The organism is Cytobacillus sp. MT66 (assembly GCF_058792595.1).
On the sequence record NZ_JBXAFB010000015.1, the window covers coordinates 33,734 to 54,304 of the forward strand.

At 38.0% G+C, this 20,571-nt stretch carries 22 protein-coding genes and 1 pseudogene; 12 read left to right on the forward strand and 11 right to left on the reverse strand.

Going from position 1 to position 20,571, the window contains the following annotated elements; translation table 11 throughout:
• The first annotated feature begins 193 nt into the window (after positions 1-193).
• Entirely contained in the window at positions 194-673 is a 480-nt protein-coding gene (locus AC1Q59_RS20840; RefSeq protein ID WP_492367787.1) for a DUF1643 domain-containing protein, read from the forward strand.
• Positions 674-1,018: 345 nt separating this feature from the next.
• Positions 1,019-1,312 carry a hypothetical protein gene (locus AC1Q59_RS20845; RefSeq protein ID WP_492367788.1) on the forward strand — a complete coding sequence of 98 codons (294 nt, stop codon included), beginning with the start codon at positions 1,019-1,021 and terminating at the stop codon, positions 1,310-1,312.
• A gap of 195 nt (positions 1,313-1,507) precedes the next feature.
• Here AC1Q59_RS20845 and AC1Q59_RS20850 read toward each other — a convergent pair whose 3' ends face one another.
• From AC1Q59_RS20850 to AC1Q59_RS20860, 3 genes are all read right to left on the reverse strand, one after another.
• On the reverse strand, positions 1,508-2,914 hold the full coding sequence (locus AC1Q59_RS20850; protein WP_492367789.1) for a DUF4179 domain-containing protein: 1,407 nt from the start codon (positions 2,912-2,914) through the stop codon (positions 1,508-1,510).
• Complete coding sequence (locus tag AC1Q59_RS20855) at positions 2,907-3,449, reverse strand: sigma-70 family RNA polymerase sigma factor (protein ID WP_492367790.1); 543 nt, start codon at positions 3,447-3,449, stop codon at positions 2,907-2,909. The genes AC1Q59_RS20850 and AC1Q59_RS20855 overlap by 8 nt, the downstream gene beginning before the upstream one ends.
• Positions 3,450-3,725: 276 nt before the next feature.
• Positions 3,726-4,313: a hypothetical protein gene (locus AC1Q59_RS20860; RefSeq protein ID WP_492367791.1), complete on the reverse strand. Its 588-nt coding sequence runs from the start codon at positions 4,311-4,313 to the stop codon at positions 3,726-3,728.
• A gap of 204 nt (positions 4,314-4,517) precedes the next feature.
• Between AC1Q59_RS20860 and AC1Q59_RS20865 the strand changes: the two genes are divergently transcribed.
• Positions 4,518-5,003: a peptide ABC transporter substrate-binding protein gene (locus tag AC1Q59_RS20865; RefSeq protein ID WP_492367792.1), complete on the forward strand. Its 486-nt coding sequence runs from the start codon at positions 4,518-4,520 to the stop codon at positions 5,001-5,003.
• Between the two features lie 25 nt (positions 5,004-5,028).
• Here the strand turns inward: AC1Q59_RS20865 and AC1Q59_RS20870 are convergent.
• Positions 5,029-5,829 (reverse strand): annotated as a pseudogene (locus tag AC1Q59_RS20870) (SpoVR family protein); the annotation flags it as partial.
• Positions 5,830-6,120: 291 nt separating this feature from the next.
• On the opposite strand from AC1Q59_RS20870, the gene AC1Q59_RS20875 reads away from it, so the two are divergent.
• On the forward strand, positions 6,121-6,369 hold the full coding sequence (locus tag AC1Q59_RS20875) for a YhdB family protein (RefSeq protein WP_492367793.1): 249 nt from the start codon (positions 6,121-6,123) through the stop codon (positions 6,367-6,369).
• A gap of 39 nt (positions 6,370-6,408) precedes the next feature.
• On the opposite strand, the gene AC1Q59_RS20880 is transcribed toward AC1Q59_RS20875, so the two are convergent.
• Positions 6,409-8,151 (reverse strand): phospho-sugar mutase, encoded by a 1,743-nt coding sequence (locus AC1Q59_RS20880; protein ID WP_492367794.1) that lies wholly within the window; start codon positions 8,149-8,151, stop codon positions 6,409-6,411.
• Between the two features lie 221 nt (positions 8,152-8,372).
• On the opposite strand from AC1Q59_RS20880, the gene AC1Q59_RS20885 reads away from it, so the two are divergent.
• Both AC1Q59_RS20885 and AC1Q59_RS20890 read left to right on the forward strand, forming a co-directional pair.
• Positions 8,373-8,810 (forward strand): disulfide oxidoreductase, encoded by a 438-nt coding sequence (locus AC1Q59_RS20885; RefSeq protein ID WP_492367795.1) that lies wholly within the window; start codon positions 8,373-8,375, stop codon positions 8,808-8,810.
• Positions 8,810-9,280: a thioredoxin family protein gene (locus AC1Q59_RS20890; protein ID WP_492367796.1), complete on the forward strand. Its 471-nt coding sequence runs from the start codon at positions 8,810-8,812 to the stop codon at positions 9,278-9,280. Before AC1Q59_RS20885 ends, AC1Q59_RS20890 begins: the two co-directional genes overlap by 1 nt.
• Before the next feature lie 43 nt (positions 9,281-9,323).
• On the opposite strand, the gene AC1Q59_RS20895 is transcribed toward AC1Q59_RS20890, so the two are convergent.
• Positions 9,324-9,722: a YhcU family protein gene (locus tag AC1Q59_RS20895; protein WP_492367797.1), complete on the reverse strand. Its 399-nt coding sequence runs from the start codon at positions 9,720-9,722 to the stop codon at positions 9,324-9,326.
• A 133-nt stretch (positions 9,723-9,855) separates the two neighbouring features.
• Here AC1Q59_RS20895 and AC1Q59_RS20900 point away from each other — a divergent pair, with 133 nt between their 5' ends.
• Positions 9,856-10,764, forward strand: coding sequence for an RluA family pseudouridine synthase (locus AC1Q59_RS20900; protein WP_492367798.1), 909 nt, complete (start codon positions 9,856-9,858; stop codon positions 10,762-10,764).
• 100 nt (positions 10,765-10,864) lie between these two features.
• On the opposite strand, the gene AC1Q59_RS20905 is transcribed toward AC1Q59_RS20900, so the two are convergent.
• Together AC1Q59_RS20905 and AC1Q59_RS20910 are read right to left on the reverse strand one after the other, a co-directional pair.
• Complete coding sequence (locus tag AC1Q59_RS20905) at positions 10,865-11,125, reverse strand: GlsB/YeaQ/YmgE family stress response membrane protein (RefSeq protein WP_492367799.1); 261 nt, start codon at positions 11,123-11,125, stop codon at positions 10,865-10,867.
• 204 nt (positions 11,126-11,329) lie between these two features.
• Entirely contained in the window at positions 11,330-12,139 is an 810-nt protein-coding gene (locus tag AC1Q59_RS20910; RefSeq protein WP_492367827.1) for an aldo/keto reductase, read from the reverse strand.
• A 411-nt stretch (positions 12,140-12,550) separates the two neighbouring features.
• Here AC1Q59_RS20910 and AC1Q59_RS20915 point away from each other — a divergent pair, with 411 nt between their 5' ends.
• From AC1Q59_RS20915 to AC1Q59_RS20930, 4 genes are all read left to right on the forward strand, one after another.
• Entirely contained in the window at positions 12,551-13,168 is a 618-nt protein-coding gene (locus tag AC1Q59_RS20915) for a DUF47 domain-containing protein (RefSeq protein WP_492367800.1), read from the forward strand.
• Between the two features lie 16 nt (positions 13,169-13,184).
• Positions 13,185-14,183 carry an inorganic phosphate transporter gene (locus AC1Q59_RS20920; RefSeq protein ID WP_492367801.1) on the forward strand — a complete coding sequence of 333 codons (999 nt, stop codon included), beginning with the start codon at positions 13,185-13,187 and terminating at the stop codon, positions 14,181-14,183.
• 110 nt (positions 14,184-14,293) lie between these two features.
• Entirely contained in the window at positions 14,294-15,595 is a 1,302-nt protein-coding gene (locus AC1Q59_RS20925; protein ID WP_492367802.1) for an NCS2 family permease, read from the forward strand.
• Between the two features lie 184 nt (positions 15,596-15,779).
• Entirely contained in the window at positions 15,780-15,968 is a 189-nt protein-coding gene (locus AC1Q59_RS20930; RefSeq protein ID WP_492367803.1) for a hypothetical protein, read from the forward strand.
• A gap of 42 nt (positions 15,969-16,010) precedes the next feature.
• Here AC1Q59_RS20930 and AC1Q59_RS20935 read toward each other — a convergent pair whose 3' ends face one another.
• Both AC1Q59_RS20935 and AC1Q59_RS20940 read right to left on the reverse strand, forming a co-directional pair.
• Complete coding sequence (locus tag AC1Q59_RS20935; protein WP_492367828.1) at positions 16,011-16,622, reverse strand: NUDIX hydrolase; 612 nt, start codon at positions 16,620-16,622, stop codon at positions 16,011-16,013.
• A gap of 110 nt (positions 16,623-16,732) precedes the next feature.
• Complete coding sequence (locus AC1Q59_RS20940; RefSeq protein ID WP_492367804.1) at positions 16,733-17,689, reverse strand: MBL fold metallo-hydrolase; 957 nt, start codon at positions 17,687-17,689, stop codon at positions 16,733-16,735.
• A gap of 163 nt (positions 17,690-17,852) precedes the next feature.
• Between AC1Q59_RS20940 and AC1Q59_RS20945 the strand changes: the two genes are divergently transcribed.
• Complete coding sequence (locus AC1Q59_RS20945; RefSeq protein ID WP_492367805.1) at positions 17,853-18,755, forward strand: nuclease-related domain-containing protein; 903 nt, start codon at positions 17,853-17,855, stop codon at positions 18,753-18,755.
• Positions 18,756-19,220: 465 nt separating this feature from the next.
• Here the strand turns inward: AC1Q59_RS20945 and yhbH are convergent, their stop codons facing one another.
• On the reverse strand, positions 19,221-20,390 hold the full coding sequence (yhbH, locus tag AC1Q59_RS20950; protein ID WP_492367806.1) for a sporulation protein YhbH: 1,170 nt from the start codon (positions 20,388-20,390) through the stop codon (positions 19,221-19,223).
• Between the last annotated feature and the right edge of the window lie 181 nt (positions 20,391-20,571).

Genomic DNA, 20,571 nt, shown 5'->3' on the forward strand with positions numbered 1-20,571 from the left:
AAATTCAATCGATGCAATAAAAAGCGAAATCTAGCTACAATTTGAAAACGCCCCATTAGCTCAGTACTAACCAAACAGAAGCAGCATTGGATAAAACCGGTTCTGCTTCTGTTTGGCTGTATGTTTTTCATTTTTCCAAACCCTATTAAAACTGGGTTATAATGGTTTTAATAATCATTTAGGAGTATAAAGAATGAAAATGTTAGTTAAATACGAAAATCTCCATGCGCACAACGTTTTAGATCGTGACAAAGGATGCAGGTACTCGATGGTCAGATGCTGGGATAAAGAAAAACAAAAGGCAACAATCATTATGTTTAACCCCCGGCAGCTTGACCCGAATCCGTATATATTGGGGCAATCGCTAAGCCGATGCGTTAAGCCGATTATTGAGGACGACGATTTTGGAACTATTGAAGTCGTAAATTTGTTTTCAAAAACGAGCGATCGTCAGGACAATCTTCCAAAGGAATTTCAAGTTTTTGAGGAACAAAACTTCGAATACATTAGAAAAGCAGTTGTAGAGTCTTCAATGATAGTACTAGCTTGGGGAAGAAAAGGTGCGATCGTTAGCAGGAATCAGAAATTCATTGATTTAATCACGAATTTTCAAGGAAAAATTAAATGCTACGATATTTTAATAAACAAGCAGCCAAAGTATCCCCGTAATTAACAACAGAAACTATTTTAAAAGATTGTTATATGGATAAACGAAGGAGCATTTATTTTGCGAAATAAATTTGGGAACGATTAACATCTGAAAAGACCGCAGTTAAACTCAATTCTGGATTGAGCCGTCATTGGAGTTTATTTCCACGAAGGACAAACAAAAGATATATCAAACAATCCCAAGAACAACAGAGTTCAAAAAAGGAGTGATATTTTTGAAGAAAATAGGAATCGTAATCACAGTAATATTAATTTTAGCAATTGTTGCTGCATTCATTTTCAGCAAAACAAGAGGACGAATTTCGAAGACATCGTTTTAACAAACACCGAGGAAATCGCTCACATTGAAGTGACAAAAGATGTATTTGATGGCAATATGGAACGAGTAAATTTAAACGAAAAAGAAGAAATTAAGGCATTTCTTAATGAATTTTCAGGCTTGAAATTAAAGAAAAGCAAAGATATGGGCACTTTCAGTAAGCAATACACCATTCAAATTATGTCAGATGACGTTCATCTAGAATATGTTTTATTGGTTTTTGATAATAATCATATATCCATTCATCACTATAGCCGAAACTCTAGCCTGGTGGTTTATGAAATAATAAATGATGATGTAAATTTAGAAAAGTTTTTTCAATAAACAAGAAATAAGATACCAAAATTAAGTTGCGTACGAATCAATCGATGTTCATGATTTTCTGATCAAATAGAGGCATTGAAAGAGGCAGATGCAAAAGTGACCGAAGCGAAGTAGCCTATGATTGAAAAAAGGGCTTGGAGAAGATCCAAGCCCTTTTTTGATCATTCAGAACCATACGGTTTCAGTCATTCTGTTTTACTCTAAATTTTTCAGTTCTTTTTTATCAATAGGAATTTTTATTTTCAATTCTTCGGTAAGTTCTGGAACATCAAATTCATCTGAAACAAAGTTTAAATTTTCGCTGTATGGCGTTTTAAATTTGATGATTTGATCTTTCGATTCATCACTGCTCAAATCATCCCCTTCTTTGTCGATAAAACTTTCTTGTTTGAATGCTTCTTTGCCATAGATTAACCCAAATTGATGTTTCCTTTCCCGAATATAATTATCTGCCTTTACATCAAAATGAACCCAGACTTCTTCCTGTTTCTTTTCAATGCTTTTAATAACTATTCCGCTATTATTCCCTTGTGGGAGAAAAATAGGCAGTTTTTCAGTAACATTTTTAATATGCACTAACGGACCTAAAGGTACATTTTCATATGGTTCTATTGTAATAAATTCTGGAATTTCTTTTAAAGGTCGTAAAATGATACTGGTATTTGCAGTCTGATTCCCATTTTTATATCGGTAGGAAGTATGTTGACCCTCGCTTACTGCTTCAATTTCTTTATTGTTTGGATCAAGAACTCTAAAAAATATTTCTGCATGGTTTTGGACTTGCTCCATTGGTCGTTTGTATTCAAAATCGATCTGTGTTCCGCTAGGCGCAAATACTATTTTCTTTACACTAAACACTCCAAATTCCGATTTTTCCGAAACAGCCGGCGTGTATACATATGTTTCTCCTGCTTTTTTAACTGGTAAAGAAAAAGCCCAATTTCCCTTGATTGTTTCGTTGCTTTTGAGATCGTCTGGTATTAATTCATTAATCGTAAGGTTTAACGTGAATTCATCTGGTAGCGCCTGATCAATATCAATATTTTGTATTTTTAAATATCCGTTTCCAATTTTTTCATCACTTTGGTTTCCTGAAAAACCGTGGTCGGTGTTAATTTCTTGACCGTTTACCTTCATATCGAAAAATAAGATATTCAAATTCTTCCCTTTAAATTTACCGTCAGTTGCTTCAATTGAATAAGCAACAGATATTCTTGCTCCATCATATAAAATTTCATTAAAGGTTATTTCTACACCATTATCCTCGACAACGTGATTTACAGGCTTAGCAATATTTTTTTGCGCAGCTTCCTTCTGTCCCTCATCCCCAAACTCCAAGAATAGAGAATTAAGAATTGGGATCGCTGCCAACACATGTTTTTTCATCGGTGTTTGTAAAAGTACCGAAAAAATAAATAAGATTATTGCAACTGGCATCAAGGTTCTCAAAACTACGGTCTTTACACGAACCCTATTTCTTCCCGTCTGACTATTAGATTCCTGTATTTTTCTAAAAACAGCTTCCTTATCCGCATCAGTAAATTTAAGTTTTTGCTTTTCATCTTCCGATAACATATTTTTGATATTTTTTGGCTCATTCATATGTAAACACCACCTGTTCAAGTATAGGTTTTAATTGCTTCCTTGCCCTTTGCAACCTTGTTCGTATTGTTGCTTCGGGAACATTAAGAATGGTAGCAATCTCCCTTATTTCAAAATCCTGATAATAAGCCATAAATATGACCTCGCGATACTTTACCTTTAGTTTCAATACCTCATCTTTAACTGAGCGAGATAATTCTTTTTCCAGCAAATTTTTATCCGCAGCTTGACCAGTTTGTTTTGAGTCAATATCTGTACCAAAAGAGATAATGCGCTTAAAATGAAAACTTTTTAGAAAGTCTTTGCATTTATTTATCGTAATTCTGTACAACCATGTCTTAATCTTGCTTTCTCCCCGAAATTTTTCGTATTGTAAATAGGCTGTTACGAATACGTTTTGCACAATGTCCTTTGCGTCCTCTATATTCTTTACATACGAGTATGCCAAGATTGTCAGCTCATCTCCGTAGGTGTTCATTAAGTCCTCAATATTTTGCCTCAGCTGATATTGGGAGTCATCTTTTTCTGTGCTCATAACGGATGAATCCTCCTTTCAAACATTAGACGAGCAAGTAACAATTTTTTATTCAAACTTACAATTGGTATTTATCCCCAGCCCACTTAAATACATCCTGTACAATATCTTGCGCAACATTACATTCCTTAGCGTAAAGTGAATTTTATTTTACCTTCAAAAGAGCATAAAAAAAGACCGTCCACTTGACAGTCCTGAAGATCGGGAACACCTTGAATCAACTTGCGCGACAAGACAAACCATCTTCTGCTTAAAATATCTCCTTTTTTTATCCATTTAATTATTGCCGAACGCACCTGTTAACCCCAATACCATTTCTTTATATTTTACAAAAAAATCCCTTACCGGAAGAACTGCGAAATAGAAAGAGATCGTTGCGTTGGCTAATTGACATTCATCATAAATTAAGCTGATATTCAATGGTTTTTCGGGGGTTATCCCTTTTTCCTTTAGCAAATTTGCAAGATCTATATATAAATTGTCTCCCATCCCATCAACAGACCTTTCTACTGAAAAGCGCCCTGCAAAGCTATCCCACCATACCTGAAAAGATTTATAAATTTCGTTATACTTTTTTAAACCATCAGAACTGATCACGAACAATCTTTGATAAAATAAATCCTTTTCCTCATAAAATATTTTCATGTCGATATTATGAGGATTGGATATTTTTTGTAAAATCTCATCCCATAGCTCTTTATACTTTATTTCAAATTCTTCTTTAAATACAAATTTTGAAGGGAGGTACGGGAATTTGCCTGTTTCCTCTATACGATTTTGATTGAGATAAATGTTTTGTATATAAATTAAAAAATTTAAAGTATATGTTGCATCTGTTTTCATCAATAATGAATTTTTCATCATTTCACCTCAGAGTGACTTTTACAACATTTTACCATGCATTCAGCATTTCCTCTTCAACAAATAGTTTATTTGTTGATAATTGAGGGTGTTGCTCCAAATGATGCCAGTAAATAAGTGGGTTTTACCAAGGTATTTAATGATAAAATATTTATTATGCAATTTTTTCCAATGACTTTCGTCTAATATACAAAGGGAGGAATTAATTTGAAAATCAAGTTTTTTTCTATTCTGTTTATCATTTCAATGCTTCTCGCTGCTTGTATTATTGGAGAAAATCCAAGGGAACAATTGTCTGAAATATATATAATTGCATTGGATTCCATAATGGAAAAAGATAAGGCGTTAAATAAGAATATGGAATTTATCGCTATTGATATGAGTAATTTTCAAGATATAAATAAAATGCAGAAAGAAGAAATTTTAAATTTTTTCAATGATAAATACGATATTGACGTAATGGATGCTACTTTCGAGGAACTTGAGGAAAAAGGATATTATGATCCGAATACCTTAGCATTGGATGGCGTACTTCTAAGGATTGAAAAAGTCGACTTTAAATTTAATAACGACGTTCTCTTTAAAGGGTCTAAATTTAGGTCAGGGAAAGGCGCTATCGGCGTGGAAATTATAATTCATTACAAAAACGGGGAGTGGAAAATCAAGGAGTCAGAGGAAACATGGGTTAGCTAATTAATTTTTTCTGAACACCTATGCGAAACGATGCCCAGCCTTCGTTCATAATTTTTGTCTCCAGCTGCGGCCAGAAATATAGCATTTCTTCACGCATCATCGTAAGAATATCCCGCTGCCAGTCTGTTAACTCCCTGCTGTAGCTTTCAATGAACAGGAGAATATCCTTTTCAGGCTGTGGAGGAAATCTTTTTTTCCTTTTTGGCTTTTTAGATTTGTTCTTATTTCGGTCATCAAGATTCCATAAATCATCATAAGGGGTAACAGCAGGTGTATCCTCATCTTCGTATTCATCTTCTTCTAAATTCCATGAAAGCTTTGGTCTCATTAAGGAAGGATCAATATGTTCTTCAATGGCCAGCACAGCATCGAGAAATGTCTCAACCTCTTTTTTCCCATGTTCAATTTCATATTGGCGAATTCTTTCTGCCGTCGCAGCCATACTCTCAACCATATCGCGTTTTGTATTTTGAAAACGGACATTATTTTTAAAGAAATCACAGTGGGCCAAGACGTGGGCAACGATTAGTTTGTTCTGAATTAATGAATTTGAATCAAGCAAAAAGGCATAACATGGGTCAGAGTTAATCACCAGCTCGTAAATTTTTGACAATCCAAGATCATAATGCAGCTTCATTTTATAAAATTGTTTGCCAAAGCTCCAATGGGAAAATCTCGTTGGCATCCCATAGGCACCAAAGGTATAAATGATATCGGCAGGGCAAATCTCATAGCGCATAGGATAAAAATCAAGTCCAAATCCTTTGGCAATTTCCGTTATCTCTTCAATGGCATAATGCAAATTTTTCTGATCGTCAACTCTCATTCGCCATCCCCCTTTTCCCTCTTAAAACAATCTATGAAAAAAATGGGTGAAAGATGAATTTTGGAAGAAATTTATACAAAACAGCGGGACCCTGCATAACAGCTATGATCCATTCCCGCCATAAAATACTAAATTTTAAAAAAATTGAACTTATATGAACGTACTGTTTTTTATATTTATACTGGAAAAAGCCAAAATCTCGCTAATACCAGCATGTCCAACATTTACAGAGGAACATTTCAGCCGTTGGTCATATACTAAATTCAACTCCTTAAAGAGGAGGTACAAGAAATGAATAAAATGGATTATGACCGAGCATTATATTATACTCACCGCTCCGAATGGGATAATTTACTCATTTTAATGGTGAGAACTGATGATCAATTTCTGTCGAAAAAAATTGAACACTTTCTCCATGCCTATAATTTTGAAAATGATTACTCAATTATTGAGAAAAACCTTTATTCTTTATTGAGATACATCGATCATGCAAATGAAGTGAATAGCGAAGGAATCGCCGATGCTGTATTATCGTTCTAAAAAAAAACACGGTTCAATATACGAACCGTGTTTTTTCTTTTATTTAACTGCGGCTGATTTCATTCGCTGATCAACAATGGCCATAAATTCATTTTCAATGGCCGAAAGCTTCTGGGTGCTTTCTTCCTGTGATGTCCCAGTTACACCAAAATAAAATTTCACTTTTGGCTCTGTTCCGGAAGGCCTTAAGCAAATCCATGTGCCATCCTCTAAATAATATTTAATCACATTGGATTTTGGCAATTTGATTTCTTGTTCATTTCCATTATGATCCTTACGGGTACCCGCTAAAAAGTCTTCTACAGCGACAACCTTTTTTGCATAGATTTCTTTTAACGGCTGTGTTCTAAAGGAAGCAAGTGTCTGCTGGATTAATTCAGCACCGTCTTTTCCTTTTAAGGTTAACGACTTCAAACCTTCAAGAAAATAACCGTATTCCTTATAGATTCCCTGTAGTGCGTCATTCAGGGTCATGCCTTTTTTCTTATAGTAAGCAGCCACTTCTGCACATAGAAGCGCAGCCTGCACGGCATCCTTGTCACGGGCAAAGTCCCCAATTAAATAGCCATAGCTTTCCTCGTAGCCAAAGAGGAATTTATATTGGCCTGAAACATCAAATTCCTTCATTTTCTCTGCAATAAATTTAAAACCCGTTAATACATCCATGGTTTCAATGCCAAAGGAAGAAGCAATTTCTCTTCCCAGCTCAGAGGTAACAATCGTTTTTAGCATGATTCCATTATCAGGTATGCTGTTCTTGGCTTTTTTCTGCGTTAAAAGATAGTGAAGAAGCAATGCCCCAGTTTGATTTCCTGTTAGCAGGACATATTCCTCTGCCTGATTCTTGACCGCGATGCCAAGACGATCCGCATCCGGGTCTGTTGCGATTAATAAATCTGCACCAGATTCCTTTCCAGCATTAATCGCTAATTCAAAGGCTGACTTTTCCTCAGGATTTGGACTTTTTACAGTTGAAAACTCTGGATCCGGCAGCTCTTGCGCTTTTACTACTTCTACTTGATAATTTAAGGCCTCTAGAGCGGACCTTACTGGTTTATTTCCTGTACCATGTAAGGGAGTATAGATAATTTTTAAATCCGCCTCGCTGCCAAGAGTTGGGTGTTCACTGATTGTTAAAAGGTGTTCTAAATAATTTTTGTCAATCTCTTCCCCAATCATATTTATTAATCCCTGTTCTTTCAGCTCGTCCTCATGCTTAACCTCAATGGTAAGTTCATTCAATATTTCATTTACTTTAGCGATCACCATGTCCGCACTCGCCGGCGGCATCTGTCCCCCATCGGATCCATATACCTTGTAGCCATTATATTCAGGGGGATTATGGCTTGCTGTAACGACAATCCCTGCAAATGCCTTTAAAAAGCGGACAGCAAAAGACAGTTCCGGTGTTGGCCGCAATTGTTCAAATACATATGTTTTAATGCCTTTTGAGGCAAGCGTTTTTGCTGCCTCCATTGCAAATTCAGGCGATTTATGGCGGGAATCATAGGCAATAACAACTCCCTGTTTCTTTGCTTCTTCCCCATTTTCTTCTATGTACGCCCCCAGGCCGGCTGATGCTTTCCTTACCGTATACATATTCATGCGATTCGTTCCGACACCAATTTCCCCGCGCATACCGCCTGTGCCAAACTCTAAATTTTTATAAAAGGCATCCTCTAAGCCTTTTTCATTTCCTTGCAGTCCTTTGAGTTCATTTAGCAACTCCGGATCTAATGTTTCGTAGTTCAGCCATTGTTCTGCTTTTGTTTTCCAGTCCACGTCTTTCCCTCCAGCAAATTACTTCACATTCTTATGTTCGATAGAAAAAGAAATACTCCTTTTTATGTAAAGCGAAAAAAACTGCATGACTACTATATGTTCCCATAACCAACATTAGTATACAATTCTATCCCTTTCATGCCAAATCCGATCATTTTAATTTACATGGACGGTCAAGCAGGCTTATAATTTCTACGTATGACTATTAAAAGGAGATCAATATGGAGCAAACAACAAAAGATCAGCGAGAAACCCTTCTCTTTGTTTCATGGGCGGCATCTGTCATCGCCATGTTTGGGAGTTTGTATTTTTCCGAAATTCGCCAATACGAACCATGCACGCTATGCTGGTATCAGAGAATTTTAATGTATCCTTTGGTTGTTATCCTTGGTATGGCTGTTATCCGAAAAGATTATAAAATTAGCCTTTACACTATGGTAATATCAGCCATTGGGAGTTGCATTTCCCTTTACCATTATCTCATTCAAAAGGTTGCCATTCTTGGTGAGCATGCAGCATCGTGCGGAAGAGTTCCATGTACAGGTCAGTATATCAACTGGCTTGGATTTATTACCATTCCATTTTTAGCGTTAATTGCCTTTATCATTATTTTTGTTTGCAGTTATTCTCTTTGGAAAAGATCAAAGGAGGCGGCATAGTGAAGAAAGTCTTTATTTTTCTTGCTGTCATAATTGTCTTATTTGCGGCAGTAGGTTTTCTAACGAAAATGCAAAACGAAGAAAAGGTTGCAGGGAATAATCCATATGGAAAAGATACTTTGCACCCAGAGACAGTTAAGCAGCTAGATGATCCAAATTACCAAAACTTAATTTTGCCTGATGAGCTGGATGAAAAATTAGCAAACGGGGAAGATTTGACGGTTTATTTTTACAGCCCAACTTGTCCGCATTGTCAAAGAACCACTCCGGTTGTCGCACCTTTAACAGAGGAGATGGGGATTAATCTGCTTCAGTTCAATTTACTTGAATTTGAAAACGGCTGGGATAAATATCTTATTACTGAAACACCGACGATCGTCCAATATAAAGACGGCAAAGAGGCTGCCCGTATTACAGGCTATCAGGAAAAGGAAGTATTCCAGGATTGGTTTAATGAAAACACGAAATAACAAAAATAACGCCTGTCTCATTGGACAGGCGTTATTTTCTGTATTAAATTAGCAATTCATTTGCAGCTTTAGTGTATACACTTAACATTTCATTTCTCATCATTCTTCCGCTGCAAAAATGGCTGTATTCAAATGGAAAGAATAAACCATATTCCTGTAGCGTCCGGACATTTTTATCAAAAATAAACTCATATTTTTCTTCTAGATTATTTGATTCCAATATGGAAATAATGGTTTGTAAACTGACTATGACTTGATAAGCTTCTTTTAATGTACCAAAATATTCAAAATGCCTCGTTGTAGTATGTAAAACCTGCAGACGCTCAAATTCCTTTATGTCTTCATCAGGAAAATAACGCGGGAAAACTTTTGAATAGATACTGTCCACAAGCTCCATTATTTTATTCTCTTGTTCTGGAGTTGATGCGAATACGACTTTCACAGAAATACCACCTCTATAATCCTCTGTAACAATTCGTTAAAATATATGTCTAGAATATCATATAAACCATGCATTTTAGCGTGGTAATTAAATCCATAGTGTATGGATTTTCATTGTATTTGGAGGGATCAATGTGATAACAACAAGAAGATTTGGTGACTGGTTTGAACTAACACTTCCGCCTGCATGGGAGGGATTTTCAATTGAACAAATTTTAAAAGATTTATGGCATTCTCCGAAAAAACAGGTCCATACAATGAGAATGGAAAAAGGTGTAAAGGTAAACGGAGAAATTATTCCTTGGACAAAGCCGCTAAAGGCTGGAGATAAAATGCAGATCCAATTTTTTAATGATGAGGAATTCGGTGTGATCCCTGCTTTTATTGATGTTGAAGTTTTATATGAGGATGACCATCTTATTGTATTAAATAAACCAGCAGGCATGGACACCCATCCAAATACCCCTGAGCAAGCAAATACGCTTGCTAATGCCCTTGCTTTTTATTTGCAGAGTAAAGGGGAATTTCGAAAAGTAAAGCATGTACATAGATTGGATCGCGATACAACCGGGGCTGTCCTGTTTGCCAAACATTCGTTAGCGGGAGCGATATTAGACAAAATGCTTGAGGAAAGACAAATCAAACGGACATACGCTGCTATTGTTCATGGGAAACTTAAAACGAAAAAGGGCACCATTAAGGACCCAATCGGACGAGACCGTCATCACCCGACAAGAAGACGAGTATCGCCCGCTGGCCAGCCAGCTGTTACACACTATGAGCTGCTTAAAATCTTCGCAAAAGAAAACCTGTCTTTTGTGAAATGCAGCTTAGATACGGGGAGAACTCACCAAATCCGCGTGCATCTTAGCTCTATTGGCCACCCAATAGCCGGTGATACCCTGTATGGCGGGAAACCTATATTCAAGCGCCAAGCCCTCCATGCAGCCAAACTCGAAATCCCGCACCCCTTCACGGGAGAAACAATCACCTGCATAGCCAAAGAAAACAGTATTTCACACTTCAACGATTTAACACTTTAATCCATCGGGGGCCTGTCCCCCAGCGCTTTAGTGCATTAAAAAGGGGCCTGCCCCGTGCGGTAAAGGCACGAGGGCAGGCCCCTTTTTTTGCTTTTTATATTTAGTCTGTTGTTTTTCTGAATGCTCGCATGACTAGGCTTAGCAGGAATACAAGCAGAACCGAACCAATTAGTGCAGGGATGATGGCAAATCCGGCTATATCAGGACCCCAGTTGCCAAAGATGGCCGTACCAATCCATGCTCCGATGAAACCGGCTATAATATTTCCAAAGACCCCGCCTGGAATGTCCTTGCCGATAATCATTCCGGCAATCCATCCAATTATACCGCCTATTATTAATGCCCATAAGAAACTAAACATGATATCACTCCTTATCAAATTTAATTATATTTTTTACTGTTAAACCATTTTCATTCAAAAACTGTCTGGGAATTTGATTGCTCAATATTTGGTTGCTGCTTGGAATTAACTTGCCCATATCAAAGAATAAAAAACAGTTATTTTTATCCAATAAAAAAAGCTGCCCAAGCAATGGACAGCTTTACTAACACATTTATCATTAAATTAAAAATCAAAATTATCAGGATCTGCACCAAAACGCTGGTTAACGTTTAATGCATTGATTTCAGCCATGTCTTGAGCAGACAGCTCAAAATCGAAGATGTTTGCATTTTCCTCAATCCGATTTCGGTTGATTGATTTCGGAATAATAATAACATCATTCTGCAAATGCCATCGCAGCATAACCTGCGAGGCAGATTTATGATATTTTCCGCCAATTTTATTAATGACAGGATCATCCAAATAACGGGCTCTGGCGATTGGAGACCACGCTTCTACCTTAATATTGTGATCCTGGCAGAATGAACGCAAATCCTCCTGTGAAAGCCGTGGATGAAGCTCAACCTGGTTAACCATCGGTTTAATCTCAGACTGTGCAAAAATATCCTCTAAATGATGTATTTTAAAGTTGCTGACACCGATTGCTCTTACTCTGCCTTCCTTATACAGCTTTTCAAGAGCTCTCCATGTATCAATATATTTTTCTTTAACAGGCCAATGGATGAGATATAAATCCAGATAATCCAATCCAAGCTTCTCCAAGCTTTTTTCAAAGGCGCTCAGCGTTTCATGATACCCCTGATCTGAGTTCCAAACCTTGGTGGTTATAAACAGCTCTTCCCTCGGAACACCGCTCTCCCTGAGCGCTTTTCCTACTCCGCTTTCATTCTCATAAAATGCAGCTGTATCGATTAGCCTGTAGCCAGCTTCAATGGCATCTTGAACGGTCCGCTCGACCTGCTGTCCTTCCTCGACTTTGTAGACCCCCAATCCAAATTGAGGCATCTTTACGCCGTTATGTAATGTAACCATATCATGTATTGTTCTCACGAATACCCCTCCATTTCCAAATCCTTCTATATGTAATATAGTTGATATTTTACAGCAAATCCAATGATTGAATAACTAAAGCGATTGCCACAAGGAGCAATCGCCAAATTTATATAAACGGCATATAGCCGGGATTTGCATTGGTATTCTTGTTCTACCCGGCAGAAATCTGTCCTAAACTGCCGGAATCCGCCCAATTTCATATGAAGGAAAAACAGATCCTCCATTTCTTAAAGTGAACATAATCTGCCCGTTTGGTCACATACTAAAAATCAATATCCCTTTAAAAAATGAATTATTTTCAACTTTTTTCAGCATAAATCTATCTTATTCGCGCATTTTCGTATAAAATTATTTTCGTTTGATGATATTTTTTCCATTGGGGGTAAAAAAATGGTTTTCAAAAAGAAGGACAAGTTCCATATACTTTTAACGAATATTGCTTTAAACCTTAAAGAAGGGGCTATTTTTTTTGCTGATTATAAATTAAATAATGTTAGTGATTTAAAACCTTTTTCTGAAAAAATGAAGGAATTAGAATCAAAAGGCGATTCCTATGTTCATGAAGTGATTAAAGATTTAAATCATGCCTTTATTACACCAATTGAACGAGAGGACATCCTTCTTCTTACTATGAGCATGGATGATGTCATTGATGGAATTGAACATTGCGCTGCTTTATTTGAAATGTATTCCATCACACAGGCCGATGATTTCATGCTGAGTTTTGTTGACGCGATTAAAAATTGCGCATTTGAAATTGAAAAATGTGTTGAACTCCTATCAACGAAAAAACTTTTGCAAATTCGCGAACATGCCATCAAAATCAAAGATTACGAATCAAAATGTGATACCGTTCTTCGACAATCCATTAAAAACCTATTTACTGTAGAGAAGGATCCAATCAGAATCATTCAATATAAGGAGATTTACGAAAACTTGGAGGATATTGCAGACAGCTGCCAAAGCGTCGCGAACAATTTGGAAACAATCATTATGAAAAATGCATAAGGGGAGCCGTAATTAAATGGATGGAATATTTATAACAACAGCCTTAATTGTGGTTTTTGCCTTAGCATTTGATTTTATAAATGGTTTCCATGATACAGCAAATGCAATCGCTACATCGGTTTCCACTAAGGCACTCAAACCACGGCATGCCATTCTTATGGCAGCTATCATGAACTTTTTGGGTGCGATGACCTTTACAGGCGTCGCAAAAACAATTACAAAAGACATTGTCGATCCTTTCACGCTGGAAAACGGATCTATCGTCATTCTAGCTGCACTTATTGCCGCTATTACCTGGAATCTTGTCACATGGTATTACGGCATTCCCAGCAGTTCGTCTCATGCAATTATCGGATCTATTGCCGGTGCTGCCATCGCTTCTTCTGGGTTTGCGGTTATCCATTATAATGGCTTTTTAAAAATCTTAGAAGCACTTATTTTCTCGCCTCTTATTGCCTTTGTACTTGGTTTTATCGTTTATAGTATTTTTAAGGTCGTCTTTAAAAATAATAATTTAACGAAAACCAATCGGAACTTCCGTTTAATCCAAATCTTTACCGCTGCACTTCAGTCCTACTCACATGGAACAAACGATGCACAAAAGGCAATGGGGATTATCACCATGGCACTTATTGCCAATAATTATGTCACAACAACTGACATCCCGTTTTGGGTCCAATTGGCCTGTGCCACCGCCATGGGACTAGGAACCTCTGTGGGGGGCTGGAAGATCATTAAAACGGTCGGCGGTAAGATCATGAAGATTCGTCCTGTTAATGGGGTCGCAGCAGATATTACAGGAGCACTGATTATCTTTGGAGCTACCTATATTCATTTGCCAGTAAGTACCACGCATGTCATTTCCTCTTCCATTTTGGGGGTTGGTACTTCCCATAGGCTAAAAGGGGTAAAATGGGGTACAGCACAAAGGATGCTCATTACATGGGTTATCACTCTGCCGATTTCAGCAGGAGTTGCTGCACTTGCTTATTTTATACTTAATCTTTTTTTCTAAAAGAAGGCCTGCTTTTGCCTTCTTTTTTGATGGTTTTTTTCAAATAAGAATGAAAAAAATCGTTATATAAATACTAAGAATATTAGCTTTCCTATCTGGAGGACCTTTTCATGTTTAAATTAAAAGAAAACAACACGAATGCTAAAACAGAGGTACTTGCAGGAGTAACTACCTTTTTAACAATGGCATATATCATTGTTGTCAACCCCATTATTCTTTCTGATGCGGGTGTGCCTTTTGAACAGGTATTTATGGCGACTATTATTGCTTCTGTAGTCGGTACATTATGGATGGCCCTTTTCGCTAATTACCCAATTGCTATTGCACCCGGTATGGGGCTTAACGCTTATTTTGCCTATTCCGTTGTTGGCACACATGGAAATATTGATTATCGGACAGCGTTTGCTGCCGTATTTGTTGCAGGTATCATTTTTATCATCTTATCATTAACACCTTTTCGCCAAAAATTAATTGAAGCCATCCCAGAAAATTTAAAGCATGGAATCACCGCAGGGATTGGTCTATTCATCGCCTTTATTGGATTGAGGCTAACTGGTATTATTACTAGTCATCCGACAAACCTTGTGGCTCTAGGTAATCTTCATGAGCCCTCTGCTTTGCTAGCACTTATTGGACTGGCTATTACTTTAATTTTATTGGTTCTGAATATTAATGGAGCTTTATTTATCGGAATGATTTTCACAGCGTTAATCGCCCTTTTTACAGGTCAGCTTTCGTTTGATCAGGGATTTGTTTCCTTGCCGTCATTGCCGGACGGACTCATTATTTCCAACCCAATAGCAGCATTTACTGATGTGATTCAGCACAGCCTATATGCGGTTGTTTTTTCCTTTTTGCTTGTTACGATTTTTGACACGACAGGAACGATGATTGGTGTGGCTGAACAAGCAGGATTAATGAAAGGGAATACCCTTCCTAGAGCTAGAGAAGCTCTTCTTTCAGATTCAATCGCCACTACGATCGGCGCTGCATTTGGGACGAGTCCTACCTCTGCGTTTATTGAATCCTCCTCAGGTGTTGCTGCAGGGGGAAGAACAGGACTAACTACTTTAACAGTTTCAGGCTTATTTATCCTTTCTGCATTCTTTGGACCATTAGTCAGCGCTGTGTCTGGACTTTCCGCGATTACAGCACCAGCACTAATCATCGTCGGAAGTCTAATGATTGGGAGCATTTCCCACATCAATTGGGGAGAACTTGATGAAGCCTTTCCTGCTTTCCTTATTATCCTAAGCATGCCGCTGACATCCAGCATTGCAACAGGGATCGCACTTGGGTTCATCTCGTACCCTTTAATGAAAGTCGTCAAAGGGAAATGGCGTGAAGTTCACCCGCTTGTCTACCTTTTTGCCGTACTATTCTTTTATCAGCTCGCATATCTGCCTCATTAAAAGCAAACAGGGATACTTCCCTGTTTGTTTTTTTTACCTTTCTTTGCTGAAACCATCCATCAATTATAAAGAAATATGTCGATGAAAAATATTTATATTTTTCTTAAAAAAAATAGTTTATTTTACAACTAAAAGGAAATATGTCTTATAATGTATAGTAATAAAACGACGATTGGATGGTGGGATGATGGCTGTTGGCAAAGATCAAAAGAGTACAAAAAAAGATGTTAATATTGGCATGAACGTTTCCTTAAATGGACTTGTAACGGCCATTTTTGACAATATGGTTCACGTACAAATCGGTGCTAAGATTATCCCAGTTCCGATTAAAGATTTAAGCGCAAATCTAAATCGTTCTTTATTAAAAAATTAGAAGGAATCGCCCCGGCGATTCCTTCTGCTGTGCGGACCTATTTTATTTAGTAATAGACATAAAATGTTTTAGGATTTTCGCTGTAAGCCCCCAGATCGCCTTATCCTCAAAGTAATAAAAGTTTTCCTCAAGTTTCCTGATACGCCACTTATAATTCTCTCCGCCGGCAATTTGGCTATATGGAAAATCCTTTCCCGGCTCGATTTTGAATTCCACATGATGAATCTCGGGCCCTTTTTCGCGCAAGTAAGAAAGCGGCACAGTAAAAATCTCTTCAACCTCATCTGTATTCGGCTTTATTTCCTCTAGGTTATTAATAAACCCGGCAAAAGGATATACGATTCTTCCAAATGAAATCATATAATCAAGGGGTACCACGTCTGTAATGCTTTTTTCACTTATGCCAAGCTCCTCCGTGGTTTCCCTGATGGCAGTTTGCCGCTCATCCTTGTCACTTTGTTCAATTCTGCCTCCTGGAAAACAAATCTCCCCCGGCTGCCTTCTTAATTTTTTTGATCTGACCTCGAACAGCACATGGATTTCATCATTTACGATAACCAATGGCAATAACACGGCAAATTTCGCATATTCTTCACTGCCTAAAATGGACGGCGTTCGGTTTTGAAGCCTTGCTAATATCTTTTTAGCTTCTATTTTTCTCTCCTCCCTTTGTGAGTCTGTTTTTTAGACTTGCTTTTTATAGTAAAATGCCCAGACAAATCCATGTCTGGACAATTTGGAGCCAAGTTTGCTTAATGCAGGTTTTATTTTTTCTTCGCTAAGTAATCAATAATTCCCATTGAACAAACACTAACATCTAATTGTAAAATTTCAGCAATCTCGCCTTCAGGATGGATATTTTCCCCTGCTAGGAAATCCTGTATTTCTTTTCCTAAAGCCTTTGTCAATTCTTCATGCTTTTTCTCAAAAGAGTCACTTTCAAACCGGCTCCAAACCTTCTCCCCTGCTTCTACATACTTTGGCAGCCAGGAGCGAATTTGCTCATATACGCTGCTGGGGTTTTCGCTCACTCCATAATGACCAAAATAAATACGGTCTACCTGCAAACCTTCTATTTTTTTAAGTGAGTTCAGCATAGCGTCAGGATCAAATTGGTTTGGAGAGGTCGACGGCAAATACAGCTCAAAACCTTGTTCTAATAATTGCGGGTAGGCAACACCGATTGTGTCTCCAGTAAACATCCCATTGCTTAGTGAATCATGAATAGAAAAATGATGCTTGGCATGTCCGGGTGAATCATAAAAAGTCAGCACTCGATTTTCGCTAATTTTTAGCGTTTCCCCGTCATTCATAACCACAAGCCTGTCCTCTGGAATAGGCAGTATTGGATCAAACAGCTGATCAAACTCATCCCCGTAAACAGTTCTTGCACTCAAGATTAGTTTGGATGGATCCGCAAGATGTCTTTGACCTCTAGGATGAACATACACTTTTGCGTTCGGACAGCTTCTTAGCAGCAGCCCCGCTCCGCCCGCATGATCAAGATGAATATGAGTCACAATAATATTTTTAATCTCTGCAGGATCAATCCCAAGTTCCTTCAGCCCTTCTAGAATATAGGGAACTGACGGGCTTGCACTTGTTTCAATGATCGTTAAATCATCCCCGTGAAGAACATAAGACCCGGTCCGCTGCTCCTTACCCAAATCATGTGCATCAATTAGCGTTATTTCGAAACCTAAATCTGTAGTCAATGGCATTTCCAACTCAACCGCCTTTTTTAGCCTATTTTAGTATGTATATTATAGCAATCATTTACCTGATAAATCCATTCTGAGGCTGTTTTGTATTTTGAAAATTTCGATTTCGGAGTATAATGAATTTGCCAATCTTGTCCACAAAATCTAGAAAAGGAAGTGGATCATGTTAGTTAAGCCTCGCACTGAATCTGATAAATTAAAAATCTATCGGTCTTTACATGCAAGAATGAATTTGTGTGATCATCACAAACAGTATTTTTATAACCTGCAAAAAGGCTATGAAGGAGAAGTAATCTTCGACTCATTAACCGAAAAACTCGAGTGCGAATCGCTCATATTAAATGATTTGCAGCTGCGTTCAAACAACTCCTCCTTTCAGATCGATTCATCTCTCATCCAAGAAACCTTTTACCTTTTTGAAATCAAACACTTTGGAGGTGACTATTATTATCAGGCAGACAATTTTTATACCATGAATGGCGTTAAAATTCAAAACCCGCTTCACCAGCTTAACCGCTGTGAATCCCTGCTGAGCCAACTCCTTTTAAAAAATGGCTACAATATCCCCATCCAACCATGGGTTGTATTTGTGAACCCGCACTTTACTCTCTACCAGGCACCTAAAGACAAACCAATCCTTTTTCCAAGCCAGATTGACCAATTTATGAAAAAACTAAATACCTTTTCGGGAAAGCCAAATGGCAGAGCGTTTAAATTGGCAGAACTGCTAGTCTCACTGCATAGCAGTGAAGATCCCTATGCCGAGTTGCCCAAATATGAGTTTGGGCAATTAAAAAAGGGGATTATGTGCAAGGCATGTGGAGCTTTACTGACGTCTATCTCTGAAGAAAATCTTTCTTGCAGCCGCTGCAGTGCTACAGAAAGCGTGGAGCCTGCTGTCTTGCGTAGCATCTATGAGCTTAAATTACTTTTTCCTGATGAAAAAATTACAACTAATCTGGTGCAGGAATGGTGCCATGTGATTAACAGCCAAAAGAGAATTAATAGAATTCTTATTAAAAACTTTAAAGCTGTTGGGGATAAGCGCTGGCGGTATTATGAGTAGTTTTGGTGCAATTTTTGGATTTTTTGATATGACTTGTCTGTGAGAGGCGGGCTCATGGACATCTCGACCCTTTTTTCTTTGAGTCTTGTCCGTTAGAGCCAGTCTCATAGACATCTCTGCGCTTTTTTCAGCTGGGCTTGTCCATGAGAGGCAGTCTCATGGACATCTCTGCGCTTTTTTCGGCGGGGCCTGTCCATGAGAGCCAGTCTCATGGACATCTCTGCGCTTTTTTCGGCGGGGCTTGTCCATGAGAGCCAGTCTCATGGACATCTCTGCGCTTTTTTCAGCGTGCCTTGTCCATGAGAGCCAGGCTCATGGACATCTTAGCGCTTTTTTCGTCGAGCTTTGTCCATGAGAGCCGTACTCATCGACAAAATCCACACTATTAACAAAATCCGATATCCATTAAAAACCCATCTCACCTAAAAATAGGGATTCGGATTACTGATCCGAATCCCTTGACTATTATGCGTACATTTTATCCTCTTCTTTTTTAAAGAAGCTCTTCATGGCGTGGAAGACGTCTGCCTTTTGTTTGAGAATGTAATAGCGGAAGTTTTCGTTTTTGATATTTTTATAGGCGGACATTAAGGTTGAATGCCTGTTGTACTGGTTGACTTCGCCATAGCCAAACATATTGGAGACCTTCATGAGGTCTTCGACTAGCTTGACGCAGCGGGCGTTATCTGACGTAAGATTATCACCGTCGGAGAAATGGAATGGGTAAATGTTAAATCGTTGTGGATTATATTTTAAATCAATAAGCTCAAGTGCTTTGCGGTAGGCTGATGAACAAATGGTTCCGCCGCTTTCGCCCTTGGAGAAAAAGTCTTCTTCTGAAACAACCTTTGCTTCCGTATGATGGGCAATAAATTCGATTTCAACAGTTTCATACTTGGTCCTCAAAAATCTGGTCATCCAGAAAAAGAAGCTTCTAGCCATATATTTTTCCCAGATACCCATAGATCCGCTCGTATCCATCATCGCTAGGACAACAGCTTTTGATTCTGGCTTGATGACTTCATTCCAGGTCTTGAACTTCAAATCCTCTTTATAAATTGGATGGAAGCTTGGTTTGCCTGTCATCGCATTTCGCTTAAAAGCTGTCATCATTGTCCGTTTTTTATCAATGTTCCCCATTAGACCGGTTTTGCGAATATCATTAAACTCAATGTTCTCAATCATAATTTCATCTTGTTCTTTTCTCTTCAAATTCGGCAGTTCCAATTGCTTAAATAGCGCAGCTTCTATTTCCATTAAAGAAACTTCTGCTTCAAAATAATCCTCTCCTGGCTGATCCCCTGCGCCTTGACCCTTTCCTGGCCCTTTTTGGCTTGCTGATCCATCACGTGCCACGACATCACCAATTTGGCTGTCACCATCACCCTGGCCCACATGTTTGTTTTTATCATAATTATAACGAATTTTATATTCGTCCAAAGAACGAATGGGGATCTTTACTACTTCTCGACCATTCGACATCACGATGCTTTCTTCTGTTATTAAATCTGGCAGGTTATTTCTTATCGCATCCTGTACTTTTTCCTGATGCCGCTGCTGATCATCATGGCCTTTGCGATGGAGGGACCAATCTTCTTGAGAAATCACAAACTGATGGTTATCATTATTTGACAAAATAAGCCCTCCTTTAATTAAGTTTTTTTTGCACACTTTTCACTTATTCGCATACTATATCGAGAGTGTAAAACTGGATTAGGTTAGGCACCCATGAAATCCAGTTTATCTTCAGCCTTCGTTAAAAACCTTAAATCCTTTATACCTGTTTGTCATTTTTGGCAATGAAGGTCATGAAATG